Origin of the sequence: Gardnerella sp. DNF00354 (assembly GCF_049262755.1) — a bacterium.
In the GTDB taxonomy this organism is placed as follows: Bacteria; Actinomycetota; Actinomycetes; order Actinomycetales; family Bifidobacteriaceae; genus Bifidobacterium; species Bifidobacterium vaginale.
Window position 1 is genome coordinate 1508342 of record NZ_CP058402.1, and the last position, 20257, is coordinate 1528598.

20 protein-coding genes and 1 pseudogene are annotated in these 20257 nt (G+C 37.0%); 9 read left to right on the top strand and 12 right to left on the bottom strand.

The genetic code is table 11. The features are described 5' to 3' along the window. Positions 1-279: 279 nt before the first annotated feature. Both mef(A) and msr(D) read left to right on the top strand, forming a co-directional pair. Complete coding sequence (mef(A), locus tag HXT24_RS05970; protein WP_000417519.1) at positions 280-1497, top strand: macrolide efflux MFS transporter Mef(A); 1218 nt, start codon at positions 280-282, stop codon at positions 1495-1497. Between the two features lie 119 nt (positions 1498-1616). Then, positions 1617-3079 (top strand): annotated as a pseudogene (msr(D), locus tag HXT24_RS05975) (ABC-F type ribosomal protection protein Msr(D)). 117 nt (positions 3080-3196) lie between these two features. Here msr(D) and HXT24_RS05980 read toward each other — a convergent pair. Then, positions 3197-3487, bottom strand: a complete 291-nt coding sequence (locus HXT24_RS05980) for a DUF5960 family protein (protein ID WP_004121959.1) — start codon at positions 3485-3487, stop codon at positions 3197-3199. After that, positions 3487-3699: a helix-turn-helix domain-containing protein gene (locus tag HXT24_RS05985; protein WP_004121956.1), complete on the bottom strand. Its 213-nt coding sequence runs from the start codon at positions 3697-3699 to the stop codon at positions 3487-3489. Before HXT24_RS05985 ends, HXT24_RS05980 begins: the two co-directional genes overlap by 1 nt. A 311-nt stretch (positions 3700-4010) precedes the next feature. On the opposite strand from HXT24_RS05985, the gene HXT24_RS05990 reads away from it, so the two are divergent. From HXT24_RS05990 to HXT24_RS06005, 4 genes are all read left to right on the top strand, one after another. Further along, positions 4011-6335 (top strand): phage/plasmid primase, P4 family, encoded by a 2325-nt coding sequence (locus HXT24_RS05990; protein WP_004121944.1) that lies wholly within the window; start codon positions 4011-4013, stop codon positions 6333-6335. 418 nt (positions 6336-6753) lie between these two features. After that, positions 6754-7701: a phage major capsid protein gene (locus tag HXT24_RS05995; RefSeq protein ID WP_070469374.1), complete on the top strand. Its 948-nt coding sequence runs from the start codon at positions 6754-6756 to the stop codon at positions 7699-7701. A 17-nt stretch (positions 7702-7718) separates the two neighbouring features. Next, the gene (locus tag HXT24_RS06000) at positions 7719-7886 is read left to right on the top strand and encodes a hypothetical protein (RefSeq protein ID WP_180947200.1); all 168 of its coding nucleotides are present in this window, start codon (positions 7719-7721) and stop codon (positions 7884-7886) included. Between the two features lie 70 nt (positions 7887-7956). After that, entirely contained in the window at positions 7957-9609 is a 1653-nt protein-coding gene (locus tag HXT24_RS06005; protein ID WP_050567888.1) for a recombinase family protein, read from the top strand. Positions 9610-9831: 222 nt separating this feature from the next. Here the strand turns inward: HXT24_RS06005 and HXT24_RS06010 are convergent, their stop codons facing one another. The 3 genes from HXT24_RS06010 to HXT24_RS06020 all read right to left on the bottom strand — a co-directional run bounded on the left by HXT24_RS06010 (position 9832) and on the right by HXT24_RS06020 (position 12335). Beyond that, the gene (locus HXT24_RS06010; protein ID WP_285070241.1) at positions 9832-10338 is read right to left on the bottom strand and encodes a GNAT family N-acetyltransferase; all 507 of its coding nucleotides are present in this window, start codon (positions 10336-10338) and stop codon (positions 9832-9834) included. Positions 10339-10672: 334 nt separating this feature from the next. Further along, complete coding sequence (locus HXT24_RS06015) at positions 10673-11704, bottom strand: PDDEXK nuclease domain-containing protein (protein WP_032836679.1); 1032 nt, start codon at positions 11702-11704, stop codon at positions 10673-10675. 391 nt (positions 11705-12095) lie between these two features. Beyond that, positions 12096-12335 carry a restriction endonuclease gene (locus tag HXT24_RS06020; protein WP_004132045.1) on the bottom strand — a complete coding sequence of 80 codons (240 nt, stop codon included), beginning with the start codon at positions 12333-12335 and terminating at the stop codon, positions 12096-12098. Positions 12336-12585: 250 nt separating this feature from the next. On the opposite strand from HXT24_RS06020, the gene HXT24_RS06025 reads away from it, so the two are divergent. Continuing rightward, on the top strand, positions 12586-13008 hold the full coding sequence (locus HXT24_RS06025) for a hypothetical protein (RefSeq protein ID WP_422119349.1): 423 nt from the start codon (positions 12586-12588) through the stop codon (positions 13006-13008). A gap of 145 nt (positions 13009-13153) precedes the next feature. Here the strand turns inward: HXT24_RS06025 and HXT24_RS06030 are convergent, their stop codons facing one another. Continuing rightward, complete coding sequence (locus HXT24_RS06030) at positions 13154-13474, bottom strand: type II toxin-antitoxin system RelE/ParE family toxin (protein ID WP_422119350.1); 321 nt, start codon at positions 13472-13474, stop codon at positions 13154-13156. Then, a complete protein-coding gene (locus HXT24_RS06035; protein WP_422119351.1) occupies positions 13471-13776 on the bottom strand; it encodes a type II toxin-antitoxin system RelB/DinJ family antitoxin in 306 nt (101 codons plus the stop codon). Before HXT24_RS06035 ends, HXT24_RS06030 begins: the two co-directional genes overlap by 4 nt. 209 nt (positions 13777-13985) lie before the next feature. Here HXT24_RS06035 and HXT24_RS06040 point away from each other — a divergent pair, with 209 nt between their 5' ends. Together HXT24_RS06040 and HXT24_RS06045 are read left to right on the top strand one after the other, a co-directional pair. Then, positions 13986-14189 carry a helix-turn-helix transcriptional regulator gene (locus HXT24_RS06040; protein ID WP_004113289.1) on the top strand — a complete coding sequence of 68 codons (204 nt, stop codon included), beginning with the start codon at positions 13986-13988 and terminating at the stop codon, positions 14187-14189. Continuing rightward, positions 14186-14587, top strand: a complete 402-nt coding sequence (locus HXT24_RS06045) for a hypothetical protein (RefSeq protein ID WP_020761445.1) — start codon at positions 14186-14188, stop codon at positions 14585-14587. The genes HXT24_RS06040 and HXT24_RS06045 overlap by 4 nt, the downstream gene beginning before the upstream one ends. Positions 14588-14610: 23 nt before the next feature. On the opposite strand, the gene HXT24_RS06050 is transcribed toward HXT24_RS06045, so the two are convergent. From HXT24_RS06050 to HXT24_RS06070, 5 genes are all read right to left on the bottom strand, one after another. After that, the gene (locus HXT24_RS06050; protein WP_422119352.1) at positions 14611-15255 is read right to left on the bottom strand and encodes a helix-turn-helix domain-containing protein; all 645 of its coding nucleotides are present in this window, start codon (positions 15253-15255) and stop codon (positions 14611-14613) included. Positions 15256-16173: 918 nt separating this feature from the next. Further along, positions 16174-17160 (bottom strand): helix-turn-helix domain-containing protein, encoded by a 987-nt coding sequence (locus tag HXT24_RS06055; RefSeq protein ID WP_422119353.1) that lies wholly within the window; start codon positions 17158-17160, stop codon positions 16174-16176. Between the two features lie 456 nt (positions 17161-17616). Continuing rightward, the gene (locus tag HXT24_RS06060) at positions 17617-18882 is read right to left on the bottom strand and encodes a YcxB family protein (RefSeq protein WP_422119354.1); all 1266 of its coding nucleotides are present in this window, start codon (positions 18880-18882) and stop codon (positions 17617-17619) included. 13 nt (positions 18883-18895) lie between these two features. Further along, positions 18896-19192: a type II toxin-antitoxin system RelB/DinJ family antitoxin gene (locus tag HXT24_RS06065; RefSeq protein WP_422119355.1), complete on the bottom strand. Its 297-nt coding sequence runs from the start codon at positions 19190-19192 to the stop codon at positions 18896-18898. A gap of 399 nt (positions 19193-19591) precedes the next feature. Continuing rightward, the gene (locus tag HXT24_RS06070; RefSeq protein WP_422119356.1) at positions 19592-20179 is read right to left on the bottom strand and encodes a DUF7010 family protein; all 588 of its coding nucleotides are present in this window, start codon (positions 20177-20179) and stop codon (positions 19592-19594) included. Between the last annotated feature and the right edge of the window lie 78 nt (positions 20180-20257).

Consider the following 20257-nt stretch of genomic DNA (forward strand, 5'->3'; position numbering starts at 1 on the left):
CGTTTAAGATAAGCTGGCAATAAAAAAAGCAGAATCTATACCCGATGATAGGCTTTTTTGTTGTGCTTATTTATACGATATTGAGCATTCATTAGTTACGGTGAGGATATTGGTTATTTAACTATACCTTTATTTAACTATGTCTTTAATATGAATGTTTCCAAATTGTATGTATGCAGACCAAAAGCCACATTGTGGGGTTTGGCCTGCATTTTTTATTGCCTAGAATGCTATTCAAAATAGAAATTCAAGCAAAATAATATGCAGGAGATAATATAAATGGAAAAATACAACAATTGGAAACGAAAATTTTATGCAATATGGGCAGGGCAAGCAGTATCATTAATCACTAGTGCCATCCTGCAAATGGCGATTATTTTTTACCTTACAGAAAAAACAGGATCTGCGATGGTCTTGTCTATGGCTTCATTAGTAGGTTTTTTACCCTATGCGATTTTGGGACCTGCCATTGGTGTGCTAGTGGATCGTCATGATAGGAAGAAGATAATGATTGGTGCCGATTTAATTATCGCAGCAGCTGGTGCAGTGCTTGCTATTGTTGCATTCTGTATGGAGCTACCTGTCTGGATGATTATGATAGTATTGTTTATCCGTAGCATTGGAACAGCTTTTCATACCCCAGCACTCAATGCGGTTACACCACTTTTAGTACCAGAAGAACAGCTAACGAAATGCGCAGGCTATAGTCAGTCTTTGCAGTCTATAAGCTATATTGTTAGTCCGGCAGTTGCAGCACTCTTATACTCCGTTTGGGATTTAAATGCTATTATTGCCATCGACGTATTGGGTGCTGTGATTGCATCTATTACGGTAGCAATTGTACGTATACCTAAGCTGGGTAATCAAGTGCAAAGTTTAGAACCAAATTTCATAAGGGAGATGAAAGAAGGAGTTGTGGTTCTGAGACAAAACAAAGGATTGTTTGCCTTATTACTCTTAGGAACACTATATACTTTTGTTTATATGCCAATCAATGCACTATTTCCTTTAATAAGCATGGAACACTTTAATGGAACGCCTGTGCATATTTCTATTACGGAAATTTCCTTTGCATTTGGGATGCTAGCAGGAGGCTTATTATTAGGAAGATTAGGGGGCTTCGAAAAGCATGTATTACTAATAACAAGTTCATTTTTTATAATGGGGACCAGTTTAGCCGTTTCGGGAATACTTCCTCCAAATGGATTTGTAATATTCGTAGTTTGCTGTGCAATAATGGGGCTTTCGGTGCCATTTTATAGCGGTGTGCAAACAGCTCTTTTTCAGGAGAAAATTAAGCCTGAATATTTAGGACGTGTATTTTCTTTGATCGGAAGTATCATGTCACTTGCTATGCCAATTGGGTTAATTCTTTCTGGATTCTTTGCTGATAAAATCGGTGTAAATCATTGGTTTTTACTATCAGGTATTTTAATTATTGGCATTGCTATAGTTTGCCAAATGATAACTGAGGTTAGAAAATTAGATTTAAAATAAACAATATTGGAGGAATATTTATGTATCTTATTTTCATGTAACTCTTCCTGCTAAAATCGCAGGGTTTTCCCTGCATACAAGCAAATGAAAGCATGCGATTATAGACAGGAGGAAATGTTATGGAATTAATATTAAAAGCAAAAGACATTCGTGTGGAATTCAAAGGACGCGATGTTTTAGATATAAATGAATTAGAAGTATATGATTATGACCGTATTGGTTTAGTAGGAGCAAATGGTGCTGGAAAAAGCACTTTACTCAGGGTACTTTTAGGAGAATTAACTCCCCCAGGATGTAAAATGAATCGTCTGGGTGAACTTGCCTATATTCCCCAGTTGGACGAAGTAACTCTGCAGGAGGAAAAAGATTTTGCACTTGTAGGCAAGCTAGGTGTTGAGCAATTAAATATACAGACTATGAGCGGTGGTGAAGAAACAAGGCTTAAAATAGCACAGGCCTTATCGGCACAGGTTCATGGTATTTTAGCGGATGAACCTACGAGCCATTTAGACCGTGAAGGAATTGATTTTCTAATAGGACAGCTAAAATATTTTACAGGTGCACTGTTAGTTATTAGCCATGACCGCTATTTTCTTGATGAAATAGTAGATAAAATATGGGAACTGAAAGATGGCAAAATCACTGAGTATTGGGGAAACTATTCTGATTATCTTCGTCAGAAAGAGGAAGAACGTAAGAGCCAAGCTGCAGAATACGAACAATTTATTGCGGAACGTGCCCGATTGGAAAGGGCTGCGGAGGAAAAGCGAAAACAGGCTCGTAAAATAGAACAGAAGGCAAAAGGTTCTTCAAAGAAAAAAAGTACTGAAGACGGAGGGCGTTTAGCTCATCAAAAATCAATAGGAAGTAAGGAAAAAAGATGTATAATGCTGCTAAAACCCTAGAGCACAGGATTGCGGCCTTAGGAAAAGTAGAAGCTCCGGAAGGCATTCGCAGAATTCGTTTCAGGCAAAGTAAAGCATTGGAGCTCCATAATCCATACCCTATAGTCGGTGCAGAAATTAATAAAGTATTTGGGGATAAGGCTCTGTTTGAAAATGCATCTTTTCAAATTCCGTTAGGAGCAAAAGTGGCGTTAACTGGTGGTAATGGAATCGGAAAAACAACTTTAATCCAAATGATCTTAAACCATGAAGAAGGAATTTCTATTTCGCCTAAGGCAAAAATAGGTTACTTTGCACAGAATGGTTACAAGTACAACAGTAATCAGAATGTTATGGAGTTTATGCAGAAGGATTGTGACTACAATATATCAGAAATTCGTTCAGTGCTAGCATCTATGGGGTTCAAACAGAACGATATTGGAAAAAGTTTATCTGTTTTAAGCGGTGGAGAAATTATAAAATTGTTGCTTGCTAAAATGCTCATGGGTAGATATAACATCCTAATAATGGATGAACCCAGTAACTTCCTTGACATACCAAGTTTAGAGGCTTTGGAAATACTAATGAAGGAGTACACCGGAACTATCGTGTTTATCACCCACGATAAACGATTACTCGAAAATGTAGCAGATGTAGTTTATGAAATTAGAGATAAGAAAATAAATCTGAAACATTAAATTTAAGGTAGTCGCTGGTCAGTATAGTCTGTTCTGGTTGGCGACTCCATTGTTAAAGAGTATAAAGACTTTAGATTTTATGAATATTAAAAATAGGAACAGTCAATTGAACTGCTCCTATTTTTCTGCTAAATATATTGTAGTTTTCTTATATGTATAATGATAGATTAGCGGATTCTCATCTACGGTACTTACTTCAAATATGAAGAAGTGATCGCGGTTACCTGCATATTTGTTTTCTAACGCTTTTAGTGCGAGTAGGTTATCTCCATGTATGAGCATGTTTTCTGTATTAGGATCATTTTTGCAGTTTGATTTTTCTTTATCCTCAACTAGAATCCTAGGCTCTATTTTGATTTCTTTATCCTTACCAAGCCACGTAAGTTCCAGTTTTTGATTATTAGCCATTACTTTTCATCCTCCGCTATAAATTCCAAAATATCGTTGGGCGTGCAGTGTAAAGCTGTGCAGATACCTTCCACTTTTTCCAGTGATATATATTGCCCAGTGCGTAGTTTCGTAATAATGTTGGCGGAAATATTGCTCATTCTCATTAAGTCCTGATTGGAAATATCTTCTTCAATCATGCGATGTAATAGTTTTTTATAACTAACAGCCATAATTCCCTCCTTATTTTAATAGTTAAATATTATCACGATTCTGTGAGTATATCAACGATATAAAGAGCTAGCCACTCCGGAATATAGCAGATTAAAAAAGTCTCCTTTGCTATTCATTCAAGGCAAATGCCTAATGAATGCTTAGGAGATTTTTATTGTCAAAAATTTTTTCTAAAACCGTCAGATTACACCCTCTTTCATGGCTACCAAGTAGAAGACCAAAAAAACTTTTTAAGACAGGTTAAAAAGTCGGCTTTTTCTTTTGCCTGTGATGTAGAAGGGATAAGCCTTCTAGAAAAGGAGGATCAAATATGGATCTAGAGAAACTGCCAAAAGCACTAAAGAACAAGAATATCTTTTGTTCATGGAAGTACGAGCAGCAAGAAAACGGTAGGCTCACTAAGCCGCCTTATAACCCCATAACGGGAAAGAAAGCAGCTACAGACAACTTAAGCGATTTCACCTCGCTTGATGATGCCATGAAAGTAAAAGACCAATACGACGGAATTGGTATAAAGCTTGTTGATAACCTCTTAGGCATCGATTTAGACCACTGCATCGATAATGGCATCATTAAAGACTGGGCAAAAGAGATTATTGCCCATTTCAAGCACGCTTATATCGAATACAGCCCAAGTAAGCATGGCTTTCATATCTTGCTTCTGTTTAACGGCGCATACGATAAAAAGTCTTATTACATCAAGCATGGGGATATTGAGGTTTACAGCGCTCTAGCTACGAATCGCTATCTAACAGTTACGGGCGACGTGTATCAGGAAGGCGAGCTTTTAGAAGACGATGAAGCCATCATGTGGCTTTTAGACACGTACATGAAGCGAAACATAAACACTCATGAAAAAGAAAATAACGCGTGTACAAGGTCATATTTAAGCGATACATCTGTTATTGAAAAAGCTGGCAACGCCATAAATGGAGCTAAATTTACAGCACTTTGGCATGGTGACATTTCGGCTTACCCTTCTCATAGCGAAGCAGATGCCGCGCTTGTGTCTATTCTTGCCTTTTACTGTGGCGGTAACAAGGAGCAAATAGACCGACTTTTTCGTAAGTCTGCTTTATTCCGTCCTAAGTGGGATGAACACCGTGGCGCGGATACTTATGGCAACACAACCATTCAGAAAGCTGTTTCTAAATGTCATACCTTCTATGAGCCTTTCCATAATGCAAGTGCTGAGGAAGACTTTGATGATCTCTTATCTAAATTACAGGAACTAAAGCCTGATGAAAATATACGATATCGCAACGGTGATTTAGGTAATGGCAGATTGTTTGCTGATATTTTCCAAAACATTCTGCACTATGTACCGGAGCGCAAAATGTGGTTCATCTTCGATGGTGTACGTTGGACTTGCGATATTGGAACGCTTAAAACGATGGAACTATGCAAGGATTTAGCTCTTTCTCTTATACGTTATGCTGGTGTCATTAAAGACGAGAGAACCCGTTCCATGCTTGTTGAGTATTGGAACAAATGGAGCAGCCGTCGTAACCGTGAGATTTATATCAAGGAAGCTCAAAGCGTTTACCCCATTTCGATGGAAGCGTTCGATAAGAACATTTATCTATTTAACTGCCAAAACGGAACTTTAGACCTTCAGCACGGTGTATTTCGCAAGCACTTAGCAACAGATCTTATTACCAAAGTATCACCTGTGTTTTATGACCCGAAGGCAAGAAGTGAACGTTTTCGCCAGTTTGTCGATGAAATTATGAGCGGAGATTGTGAGAAAGCCTTGTATCTTCAAAAGTCATTAGGCTATGCGTTAAGCGGTGATACACGCTATGAGTGCATGTTCTTTCTTTTTGGAGAAAGCACAAGAAACGGTAAAGGCACACTCATGGAAAGCGTTCTGTCTGTGATGGGCGATTACGGAAAAGCGGTACGCGCGGAAACCATTGCTCTAAAGAAGAACCCTAATAGCTCACAGCCGACCGAGGATGTAGCACGCCTTGCCGGTGTTCGCTTTGCCAATATATCTGAGCCGAGCCGAGGACTATTCCTTAATTCAGCCCAAGTTAAATACATGACGGGAAGTGATACCTTAAACGCTCGATTCCTGCATGAGAACAGTTTTGACTTTAAACCACAGTTCAAACTGTACGTGAACACCAATTATCTGCCCGTCATCAGCGATATGACAGTGTTTAGTAGCGACCGCATGCAGATTATTCCCTTTAACAGGCATTTTGAAGCGTGGGAACAGGATAAAACCTTAAAGGCGGAGTTTTCTAAAAAAGAGGTGCAAAGTGCCATTTTAAACTGGCTTCTTGAAGGCTTTACCCACCTCCGAGATGAAGGCTTTAAGCCGCCTAATAGCGTTCTTGATGCCATTTTTAGTTATGCCCACGACAGTGACAAGATGGCACAGTTTGCTGAAGATGTACTCGTTAAAGACCAGAGCTCTGAGATTCGAACGGCAGTTGTATACGACCACTACAAGAAGTGGTGCATTGATAACGGCTGTTTTTCTGAGAACAGCAGAAACTTCAATCAGGAATTAAGAAAATTTGCCGAGGTTGTAAGAAAGCGTCCCAAGACAGGCGGAGAAAAAACCACGCTTCTTAAAGGCTACAGGCTTAAAAGTGAGTTTAGCGATTTTTTAAGTGGCAACTAGTGGCAGTTAATAACCTATATCCCCATATAACCCTATAAGGCAATAACGAAATTTAACTGCCACATCATGCCACGTTTAAGGAGGTGGTGCCTATGATTGCGTAATTCGTATCGCAAACCTGTGTTGAACATGAAGAAGAAATACTATCATGCACAAATCAAAATACTGAAATGATTTCAGCTTTTTGACAACATTGAAGAAAGAAAACCTGCCTAGGTACTGTGCTGTTAGAAATTTATTCGCATACTACTTTCTGAACCTAACCCCCTAGGGGGGGTCAAATCTCTAAAGAGTACCCCTTCGGGAACGGGCGCAGGGTCTTGCGTGCAAAAACAGCGAATTCAAAAGGGTAAATGGGCAAAATCAAGCAAATTACTGCAGTAATTGCAGAAAACAGTAATGAAAGGAACTAACAATTATGATTAACAGAGATATTGAAAAAGAAATGAAACTAGCAAGTCAGGACTACCACAACACGTTTTGGAACGTACTGCGCGACGCAAATGGTAATGCGAACAATATTGCAGGAAAACTGCGCCACATTCATACAGGTGCATATGATTTGCCGACTTCTTCTCTAGCAAAACTCGAAGCAAAACTTGCAAACAAAAGTAATCTTAGAAAACTGTGTACAGTGGTAAAAGCACACTCCCAAGCAAGTAAATTGTTCATCTATGAAGCCTCACCGTTCACCAAATGGATGAAAGATTATGACACAAGCATCATGACGTATATGCCTATTAAAGATGGTTTTAAGCGTATTGATGTAACGGAGTATACCCTAGTTAACCTCATTCGTTTGGGTACGGATTTTGCAGCTGACCTTGACTTTGATATCGAAGAGTTCATAACAAGCGAATTGACAAAGCAATTCATATTGAGTGAGTCAGAAGCTTTTATAAATGGTGATGGAATAACTAAACCGACAGGAATTTTATCAGATACATCAGGTGCTGAGGTTGCTGTGCAAGCAAAAGAGATTTCCGCAGATGCCATCAAACGTTTATTCTTCTCGCTAGATAGTAAGTATCGAGAAAATGCCACGTGGCTTATGAATGATGAAACTGCTCTTTATCTTCAAACCTTAAAGGACACTACCGGATCATACATCCTATCTGATTTTGATGGCAACTTAATGGGCAGACCTGTGGTCATTGACAATGCCATGCCTTCTTCTCAAAAGGGAGCGAAAGTTATCGCCTTTGGTGATTTTTCCAACTATTGGATTATCGAACGCCATAACCCAACCATCAAGGTTCTAAACGAAATATTTTCTCTTATAGACCAGATAGGTTACCTCTCTTTTGAGTATTTGGATGGGAAACTGGTACATCCTGAAGCAATTAAAGTATTGCAACTTTCTTAAAAAAGAGGTCAAAATGCATGGATGAACAAATTAAGGATACACCGGTAAAAACCGAAGTGTTAAGAATCGGAAATACTGAATTTACGGTTCACTCTCTTGAAAGCAAGAGTGCTAAGAAAGGTGTCAAAGACCTAATCAAACACCTTATTTTAAGCAATTTAAACCATGTAATAGAAGCTAAATAACTTGATAAATTCTGAGTTATACGGGAATATATACTGACCGCTTGAAGGCTGTCGGAAAGGAGGAAAACAGATGAATAAACTAAATAGACAGCCTTCTTATACTCTAGATAATGTAGGCAAGATAACGGCACTTTACTGCCGTTTATCCAAAGACGATGAATTACAAGGTGACAGCAATTCCATCATCAATCAAAAGAGCATGCTGAAAAAGTATGCCGAGGACAATCATTTCAACAATCTTATGTTCTTTGTAGACGATGGCTACTCGGGTACTAATTTCCAGCGACCTGATTGGCTTAAATTAACTGCTCTCATTGACGAAGGAAAGATTGGAACCATTATCGTCAAGGACATGTCACGCTTGGGTAGAGATTATCTGCAAGTTGGTATGTATACAGAGATGGTATTCCCTAACGCTGATATTCGCTTTATTGCAATAAATAACGGCGTAGATAGCAATAATCAGTCAGACAACGACATGACACCTTTCATCAACATCTTCAATGAGTTTTATGCTAAAGACACAAGCAGAAAAATAAAAGCTGTGTTTAAAGCAAAAGGACAAAGTGGGAAGCCGCTCTGCATCAATCCTCCTTACGGATATCTTAAGGATCCTGAAGATAAAAATCATTGGATTGTAGATGAAGAAGCTGCCAGTGTAGTGCGTGAAATCTTTAGACTCTGCGTTAATGGGTATGGGCCTAGCCAGATTGCCAATGAGCTAATCAAAAGGAATATTCCAACACCTTCTGAGCATTTTTTCTCTCTTGGTATTAAAATTCCTTCCGCGAAATCGGAGATTAAGGGAGTCTGGAATCAAAAAACTATCTCTAATATGCTTGAAAAGCAAGAATATCTTGGGCATACGGTCAATTTCAAAACAAGAAAGAAATCGTACAAGTGCAAGAAAACATTATTGAATCCCAAAGAAGACTGGCTAATTTTCAAAAACACACACGAAGCAATTATTGACCAGGAAACTTTTGACATAGTTCAACGTATAAGAGATGGTAGACGAGTGCGTGCCAATCTTGGAGAAATGCCAGTGTTATCAGGAATGCTATTTTGTGCGGATTGTGGTAACAAGCTTTATCAGGTTCGAGGAAAAGATTGGAGCCATGATAAAGAATACTTTGTCTGTGCTACCTATCGTAAGCAAAAAGGCAAATGCTCATCACATCAAATTAGAAATATTCAGATCGAAGCAATACTGCTTCACGAGCTTAGAACTATTACTTCATTTGCCAAACAGCACGAAGAAGAGTTCGTGGGACTTGTGATGAAGAAAAGCGAGAAAGAACTAACCCAAAAGTTAAAGTCCTCTAATAGGGAACTCGAGCAAGCAAAAGCAAGAATTAGCAAACTTGACACAATTGTTCAGCATCTCTATGAAGACAACTTAGACGGTAAAATTTCTGATGAACGATTTAAGAGCATGTCTGAGTCCTACGACAAGGAACAAGCTGAACTGAAAAGCAAGATTGAATCCCTTGAAGCCTTTATTTCTAAAGCGCAAGAGGAATGTCTCAACGTAGATTCTTTCTTGAAATTAGTACGACAATACACAGATATACAAGAACTTAATGCAGAGATCATTCGAACCTTTGTAGATAAGATTTATGTTGAAAAATCTGAAAAGGTAGCAGGTACAAGAACCAAGAAACAAACCATATGGATACAGTGGAATTACATAGGTGCAGTTGATATTCCACTCCATAAGTAAAATCGGCGTAGCCGGTAGTAATACCGATTACGCCGATAATTTTTTTAGGAATTAAATCCCTAAGTGAACGCCCCTAAAGCACTGGCCTTACATTCGTCTCACTCATCATCTTTCTCCAGAAAATGCAATCACGGAATATCGTGCTTTGATTATACAAAATGTCTAAAAAATTGTCCTAAGCCACGATTAAGTGGTCAGTATAGAGAAAATTTAATATTTTTCCTATATATTAATCCAATACCTTCTTGTTGTAACGTTTCCTCTTGATAAGCTATTTTTCACTTTGTTTTCTAAAATTCCACCATTATTTTCTATAACTTTTATCGATCCGATATTGTCATCATCACATGTAATCAAAATTTTATGTAGATTCAAAGTCTCTTTACAATATGTAAGTGCCATAGAAAGCATTTTTGTTCCATAGCCCTTCATACATTCAGACTGTCTAATCTCGTACCCTATGTGACCACCATAGTTAATTAAAAAAGAATTTAATTCATGCCTAATATTAATTTCACCAATAAATTTTTCATTATCTATCAGCCAAAACGTAGTAGCTCTAACATAATTTTCAGGCAAATTTATACCATGTTCAATATTATAAGAACTCTCTATAATTGTCTCATAATTTCTAAAACGTCTTTCAGCATTCGGCCTAAAAATTTCATCTTCTTCATTTGCTTCTATATAACCTTGGATATATTTACTATCTGGTCTAATTAATTTCATAAGTTCTCCTTATTCTTAATATGCAATTCTAATAAGAATGCAATTCTATTAAAATTAGAATCCATAATAGTCTGTTTAGCTTTAATAGTATTACTATTAAAAAAAAACCATACATACAAGCTTTATTAAAGAAAAATTTTTTTATTTTTCAAGTGCACACTATGGATATTGGGTGCACTTTTTAACGATAGGAAAAGGTAATCGTTAAAAGGCTTGCAATTATTAACAAATCCCAAATGCTTCAAATCCACTAGCAGAAAACAAACAGCTTCAAAATACAAAAAGGCGGTTAGATTTTACTCTAATCACCTTTTACGCATTATATTATTAAATTTTATTCGTTTGTTTCTTCCGCAATATCTATATATTCTTTTAATTTTCGTTGCAACAAATTCTTATCTATCAGTTTTAATGTATACTCAGATACCATTGTAGGCGAAAGACTTCTACTTAATGCAAACTCTACTACCTCATCATCTTTTGAAGCACAAAGGATTACTCCTACGCTTGGATTTTCAGTTTGTTTCTTTACTTCTCTATCCAGTGCTTCTAAATAGAGGCTCATTTTCCCGATATATTCCGGTTTAAACTCTCCAATTTTTAATTCAAATGCAACTAAACAAGATAATCCCCTATGATAGAAAAGCAAATCTATATAGTAATCATGATTGCCAACCTGTACCCTATACTCATTACCTATAAAGGAAAAATCTTTCCCAATCTCTAAAATAAAGTTCTTCAAATTCTCTAGGATTGACTTCTGAAATTCTCTTTCATTACCAAGCTCGGGAGCATCGATAAATTCTAAAACATAACTGTCCATAAACAAATTATGCGTCTCTTGTTTTACCCTTTGTATAGCAGGCAAATTATTACTATTTGAAAGCATATAACGCTCATAATAGCCACTGTCCATCTGCCTTACCAACTCTCGGTGAGTTAGATTCTCGTTAATAGCTAAGTTAATGTAGAATTCTCTTTCTTCTTTACTCTTAGATCCAGATATTATTTTCAAATGATTAGACCAGCTCAATTGTGTCAACAACGTTGACACTTTTTCATCATCCTTATATATCTCATAGAATTGCTTCATTCTATAAAGTCCCCTACGGGTAAATCCTTTTAAATCAGGATAATTTTCAGAGAAAAAATCAGCAACATTTTCCACAAAATTTGATCCGTAAGCTGCTTCTTTACTTTTCTCGCTTATATACTTTCCCACTTCCTGATACATCAAGATTAATTCTTCATTAACTTTTCTATAAGCGCGATCCTTTGCACTTTCGACAATCTTAACAATATCATCAAACTGATGATTATCTTTTCTAATACCTGTATTCTGCAATACCATCTTAGCCTTATTCATTTTTTCACCTCCCTCATATTTACTTTCTTTCACCCTACTTACACTATAAAAAGTATAACATTTTGGTGGAGGATTTCCCCACTCCGAAATTAGTGGGTATTACTTACAATATGTTAAAACCACTTATTTTATATCGTTTTCAATCTCATATAAAAATTTTTTCTAAGACGATTTTCACTTAACCAATATCCACGACCAAAGCCAAAAGTAAAACAAAAACAGAACCAAGACTTTTCATCGTACTCATCGCTTATAAGTGAAATTTAATGGCAAAATCGATAATTTATAAGTTATAACTGATAAAATAGCAAATTAATATCTAAAATCTCAAAAAACTCAGCAACAAACTAAAAACATAACAAAATCAAGTCACAAAACTTACACAAAAACACTACTCATCTTGATATTCAAGCAAAGCATCAGTATCAATCGTTTTAATCTCAAACGTTTTTCTTGTTGAAACACAAAAATTATGCTTAATCATAAGATTTGCAAGCTTCACACCATCAACCAAAATAATATGATGATTGTCAGCGTAATCTTTAGCTTTCTGCGAAAACCTAGACGTTGTAACAAAAAGACCATGCCCTTGCTTACCAGCTAGCCGAAAACCACGCTTGATTAACACCATTCTTCTTTTTCGGTGCCTTATAATTCGGCACATATCCAACCTCACCCCATTGGGATATGTTTTCACGATATGATAATCAATGCCGTATTTATCCAGTTCTTTAAGTTCTGTCTGCACATGACCGCTAGATTTTAATCGGATATGATTATCCCAACTTTCTAAGTAAGATAAATTAACGTAAAATGAGTGAAAAATAGTCCGTCTATGACAGTAGTCATCTGCTTGGTTATATAAATTTAAGGAGGTTGTAATGAAGAAATCTGTGTATCAAGCTATACGATTATTCCTTTTTTCATTATTATTGCCTCTTTTAGGTCTTATTATCAATTCTCTTAAATCACTCGATTGGGAAATTGTTTATGACTCACCTTTTTTATTAGTTGTCATAGCTCATGCACTTGGTTTAACAAAAATTCTCCTTTACTCAATCGTTGTCAATCAAAAAACACTCGAAAACTTAGGAGTTTGTAAAACCATAGCTATCGCGCTCATCGCCCCTGCTATTGATTTGTTTATATTACAAGCATCTCCTCAACAATTAGATATTAACTGGATTGACTGGTTCATGAACTGGTACATTACATATTTTTTAACTCTTGAATGTATCCCAACTATAATTCCAATCATTGTTAAAGAGTTTTTACGAAGAAGAAACCAAAAGCACAAAGCCTAAAAATGCACCCACCTATTAAGCCCGTGACATAAATACTACGCCACGTGGATTGAGAGAACTCCCAGTATAGCTACACTTTTTTGAGTGCACACTATGGATACTGGGTGCACTTTTTAACGATAACCACTTTCTATCGTTAAAGGGTTTAATTGCCATTTATAACTTTCTCAATATCTCTTTTCCCATAAAGCACACGAGAAACCACAACTTCATACTTTTCTTCAAAAACAAAATAAAAAATAAGAAAATTATCACACGCCATGAACCTTAAACTTCTACTCCTCCATGGCTCAAAACTAACTAAACGATGCGCAAGAGGAAACTCATCAAGACTCAATATTGCTTCCTCCAACCTATTTACCTGCCCCTGCGCGTTTTTCAAAGACAGTAAATTAAACGCAATATAAGCATAAATACCACGCAAGTCTTCTTCAGCCTCACGCGAAATGTGCACCGTGTAAATCATAAATCAAATTCCCTATGCAAGGACGCAAAAACCTTATCCGCAGACTTCACATCACCAGATAAAACAGACTTATAACCCTTTTCCAACTCATCATTCAACTCACCTTGAGTCATAGAACTCACATCACGCGGCTCTCTATAACCCAATTTCACATCAAAAGGAAGCCCCTGCTGTAAAACAACCTGCTTATAAAACATGGTAATAGCACTCGAAGGAGGAAGACCCAAAGAATTCAATATATACTCTGCCTGCTCTTTTAACTCTGGATCAATACGAGTATACAAGTTAGCTGTTTTCGCCATACAATCACCCCTTATTTCTTACGGAAATTATACAACATTGCATTGGCATTGCAATGGCACTGCATTAGCATCAGCACAAGCAAAGAAAAACTCACGACAAGTGCTCACCACATCTTTATTCAATACAATGGAAAGTCACCTTGACATTTACTTTCGAAACGATTATCTTATATGTAAAGCTAGCTTTCCATTAGAAAGGAGAATGTAATGTGAAAAATAGACTTGAACAAATTAGAAAAGAAAAAGGCATAACCCAGGAAGAACTTGCTGACGCACTCGAAGTATCAAGACAAACAGTCGGTTCTTTGGAAAATGGGAGATATAACCCGTCAATCATATTGGCATACAAAATTGCTAAGTACTTTAATTTAACAATCGAAGAAATATTTATTTACGAGGAGGATAAAAAATGAAAAAACAAAAAACCCAGAATTTTTGGTACATAGGTTATGTAATAGGTATTTGCGGATTAATTCTTGCACTGACTCTTAAACTGAATGAATCCGTCGAAATTGTATTGTCAGTTGTTTTTGTTGCGATTATCTCACTTTCACACGTAAAAATCATGCACTATAAGATGATGAAAAAAGACCACACCTACAAAATAAATATGAACGATGAAAGAAACGAGAAAATCAAAGATAAAGTAAATGCAACAATGGCATTCATACTAATGCACCTAATGGGAATAATTGCCATAATTGCATTTATAACAAAAGCATATTTACCAGCTGCTCTTTTAGCTATTTCAGTCGCCTTCTCTCCATTAATCATGTTTTTTATCAACAAATATTATGAGAAAAAATATTAAAACCAGACCCACCCACCCATTTACTACTTATTACGAAGAAAACCAACTTTCATAAATTCTTTATCTCCAATACGGAACTTTTTACTATTAAACGCCACTCCCATAATTCTGCCAATAATATACTCATCAGTTATAAGCACGAAATACTGCTTATCTTTTTTATCCACCAAATAATACTGATCAGCCCCAAGAGTGGAAACAGCTTTACTGAAATCATATATGCCAAACAATGGCAATCCTCCAAGGAGAGTAGAAAACCATCCAACAAAATTATCCACCATTTTCTCAGATGAACTGTTATAAGTCTTAACAACAGTTAGCATATTGATTTCTGAGTCAGGATATTCATCTAGGACAATCTGCTCTTTAACTTTCGACTTCTTAAAACCGCTCAACCTACCGTCGAAACCATATTTATTGAGATTAATAGGCTTCTTAGTAATAGAAAAATCAACGCTATTGTTCTCATCCAAAAGATAATCAACACTCACGCTTAGAGCAGATGCAATAAATTTCAGATTCTCGATATCCGGCAAACCCCGATTCGTTTCCCATTTTGCTACAGCAGCACGAGATACCATCAATAATTCCGAAAGCTCCTCCTGCGTCAACCCAGCTTCCAGACGAGCCTTTTTAATTTTTTCCCCCAAAGATATAACACTACTCATGACACAACTCCTTTCAAATCACTTATTACACATCATGAAATTACTTGACGGAAACCAAATTAGTATTGAAACATTTGATTTATATACCGCCTAATTACAAACTAACAAATAATTTACAACGGAAAAAGAAACAAGGTGAAACACTATAGTTACCAACTGTAACAGCATGAGAAATCAAATAATGTAGGGAACTTTTTTACGATTTTTACACTAATTTGTTCCCTAAAACATAAGCAACTAGAGCACACAAACACTCGACAGCAGAATAGCAAAATCACATCTAGAATCTCGAGAAGTAAGCTTAAATCCACCGCACGCTAAACCTTTTAACATTTAGTCCTACAACCACATTTCTAAACAAAGCCAATCGTCGCACTAATATCTCGCCAAACATCGGAACAAAATCCAGACAATCGTCGGAATGAAAACCCGCCAATTCGCAAGGAAAACAATGAAACATCGCGCTTGCTCTTGCTTATTAAACCCTTTAATAATAGCCATCGCAAAACATAATCTACATAAGAGCAAAATCAAGTACCTTACGCATTCTCTTCCAATAGAAAATCCGGTAAATATTTGTATATAATCCCTTCTTGCGAAAAATTCATTGTGTCCATCGATAAAACGAATTTGGGATAATTATCCTTAACCAATCAATAAACGCCAAATTCCCTACTACGAGCATCTTCACTAGCCATCAAATAAGCAACTTGATAACTTGGAGGAATAAGTCTTATCGAGAACAGAAGTAGGCTGGGTGTGGCTGTCTAAAAAAATGTCCGCACCCCGACGGTAAAGCCTATATGTGCGACATTTTTAATCATACTTTCACCCTTAGGGGTAATATTAAGCGCAAGCATACTATATTTCGTCTGGATAGCACCTGTTATTCGCCACAAAATCGACGCTGAAAGTCACTTATTTCTTTCCGAGCCTCCACACTTTGAGCACTACTTCTATTACTCCGCAAGTCAATGCGGCCAACGGCCAAACAATCCAACTTTTTCCCCAATCGGACATGATGAAACTGTAGACTAAATAAATGCAGACAATTATAAGCCAGTAAGCTTGGAGCAATAACCTAATCTTTGCAGGATAGACAATCTTTTTCTTCGGTTGCAGCAAACGGTAATAGGACGAGCGGATAATATTCGCCTGTACAAATAAATAAACAGCTGCTGCCACCAGGGCAATAGCGATAACTACAAAAAAGTCGGATGAAAGTTGATAGAATTTCGGCGCTATATCCGAAATTATAAGAAAAATAAAGGCAACCATACATAAAACGACACCGCTGACCGTCCGCAGCACATACGACGGCATGAACCGTTCCAAGCGTTCTTTGAGCACACTGTCAACGCCGTAAGCCGTTTCAAAGTCCTCTTTTTCCAAATATTGATAACGCTTTTCGTGGAAACTCTGAATAATAAAAATAACTACAGCAACGGTAACAATCGCAACACTGAATGCTAAGCCCATAGTTTTACCGACTTGCGCATTTACTGTGTGAGAAAGCAAAAGATTACTGCCGATCAACGGGATTGCCGCCAGAATACAAAGAAGAACGCCTAGAGCAACATAGGCGGCAAATGATATTCTGTGAGCAATATAAGCGGAGGCTTCTTCCAGCTCAATTACACGCATGCGAACGCCGGCTTCTTCCTGGCAGGCATTTTCAACTGCGTTGACGTTCTTCCCCATAATATCAATTTCATCTTTTACAAGAAGATCTGTACTAACACCAAACAAACGGCTCAATGCAATTATCCGTTCCATATCCGGGATACTTTGTGCGCCTTCCCATTTGGAAACAGCTTGGCGACTGACGCCCAATTTGTCCGCCAATTCTTCCTGCGACCAACCGTTTTGTTTACGCAGTTCCAATATTTTATCTGCTAAAATCATAAAAACATCTCCATTTCAAACTCGAATTCATCATGATCGTGGTGAAATTATAGCTGAAACAGCAGTTGCGTAGTAGCAAGTGCGATTGGCAATTTCCGTTGAAAGCGCAATTTCTGCCGACAAATGAGCGCAACCGACCGCCAATTCGTTTTCTTTCATTTTTTTGCACCGCGCTTTCCAATCATCTTCACAAACGCAAGCAAACGCATCCGTCACAGACTGCAAATCTTCATCCTCATAATACCAACAAGCAACTTCTTAAACTCAGGAACCTTATTTTCTGGAATAACCAACAAGCCATTACCATGAGAAATCAAATAATGCAGGGAACTTTTTTACAATTTTTACACCGATTTGTTCCCTAAAACATAAGCAACTAGAGCACACAAATATGGATTCTACTATCTGGCAATCTTCAGATACTCTTCGATTTTGGCATCCAACGATTCTGCCCTACTACCAATATGCCCTACTGCTCTTTGCAATTAGTCCAGTGTTATATTCATAAGTATAGGTATTCTGCATATGAGCATCACTCGGCGACCAGCTTCCATTTGAAGATTTTGAAGCCTTAAACAGAATATAAAGACCACATTTTCCATCCTGAGAGTCCCTGTTATACTGCAGATAGGTAATGTCCGAACTGTTTTCATTAAAAACAAAATACATATCACCCTTGGCGGTATAACTCTCCTTGAACGCAAATCCTTTCGCCGCAAAATACTTATCAAATATCTTAAGCGCTGCATTTCTTTCCTTCTCTGATTCTAAATCACGCTCAGCGGCATCATCATCATGCAAATCGGAATTTTTCTCTGGCTCTTCAGCCTTTAATCTTGTATCTTTCCTATTATTGCGATTGATTCTACGATACCAATCAGATTCACTTATTTTTGGATCAGTATCACTCGGATCTGTCATTGGTCGAAGATACTTAAGAAAAAACGGACCTTCAGACCTATAAAGATAATACTCAAAAGGAGCATACATATCATCCACATGCTCTGTGTATGTACCATTATCATTTTGTTTCACAGAATATCTTCCAACAATAAATAAAACGTCAAAAAATCCAAGACCTAAGATAATCAATACACAAAGCAGAACAGATAGATAACGAAGTACAATTCTTATACCTATTTTCCGTACGCATGAAATGCGATAGCGATTACAGAAGATACATGCAAGAACAATTGTGATCATCCAAACAACTGGCATTGCCGCGCATATAACATATACCCAAGTCTGCAAAAGCCACCGATTTGGAAGACGTTCCGCAGTTATTCCAAAGAATGCAGTTAGAATACCACTTAACACAAAAAAGCAACAAAGAACCAGCGAGATTCTACCCTTCCCCTGTTGCTTACCATAGCTAAGAAAAAATTTGTTACGCTCTACATTTGCACTCCTAAAACGACTATGTATATTGCGCTGCCCAATAACACAAATAAAAGAAACTACAACAAGAATCAGAATCGCAAAACAATAGGTAATCCATCCAAGAAACTGTAGCTTATTGGACGCCATAAAAACAGTTCCAACAATCATTAAGATGGAAAAGATTTCCGCACTCAGTTGCAAAACCTTATACTTGGACAATTCCTTATTTGCACTGTTAAGGTTCTCACATATTTGCTCATATGATTCACAACATAAAGGATTTTTCTCATCTGTGGGAGTATGTTCCTGCTCTTCCTTATCTTTCATCGATGAATCTGACATTTTTCTGTTCCTATCATCGTTCAAGCTCTTCAAAAACATCATCTATCGGATAACTATCACCGCGAGCCGCCTGATCATAACCTTTAGCCATCAACGCGTTAAACGTTTTCTCATCCATATCATCTTGCGCTGGAAGCGACTTCGGAATAGTAAGCGAAAACGGAATACCCTTATTAAGAATGATTTGACGATAAAACATGTCAATAGCAGTAGCCCTAGGAACTCCAATCATTTCCAAAATCTGCTCAGCCTGCTGCTTAATATATTCCTGTATTCTCACATTCATATTCGCTGTTTTAGTAACTGCCATATCAATCAATCTCCATACACACACCATAAAATACTGTATCGCATATTGCAACACAATTTATATGAATAAGATCCCTCAGCTGCCATACATGTTTTTCGTGTTCGTGTTACCTTCGCATTGCCTTTGTATTACCGCTTTTTATAGCACAGTCAAGTGCCATGATGCCGGAGATAACTCCATCTATTCTATAGGTTGATTTTTGAACATAAGAATAGACTAAAGAAAATTCAATAGTCTGGATTTTATAACATCTCCACATGAGATTGAGTGGTCTAGTTTCATTACGTGTTGGATACAATGAAACCTTAGCTTTGAACTCTGAAACTTTTTCAGGCATCAAAAAAGACGGTATTACTACCGCCTTAATTATTTACACATAACGCTTTTAGATCTAGATTTCTATTTCATAGAAACTTGATCCTTGCTAAGCTCTACAAACTGGGATTTGTTGTAGTTATCTCCCATTTTCTTTAATTCCATATGTAATACACAAACAAATACTATCTCAATAATACATGCCGCAACAGCAACCGTTGTCCCGTTTAATGCACATCCTAAAATCAAGGAAATCATCGGAATAGAAATTGCAGCAACTGTATATCCCTTTGATTTATACAACCATGAATACGGCAGTAAATGTGCGCCAAAGACCATTGCATACACCATAATCATCTTTTCCGGAACCGCACTAAACACCCACATAACGATTAATAAATAAATCATTTGATTTAAGGTGAAAATGAAGCCTAATTGTCCAAGTGGATTTTGTTTTGAAAAGATATCCACCTTTATAAGTTTACCAATGAGCCAAGCCAGCGGTAATAATGGACATGAACAGCAAAATACCAATAAATTTTTCATATCCATATTGATATTTAAAATCGACACAAGTACTATCAGAAGCCATATAATCACCGATGCCATGATAAATGGCAATCCTTTTTTCTGCTTTATGATGATATCATTCCTCAATTCATCTAAGCTCATTGATTTCTCCTTCAAATGCTAATTTATACAATCTGATATTCAACGTCGTGGCAGTGTAAAGGCACTACGGTGATCAAT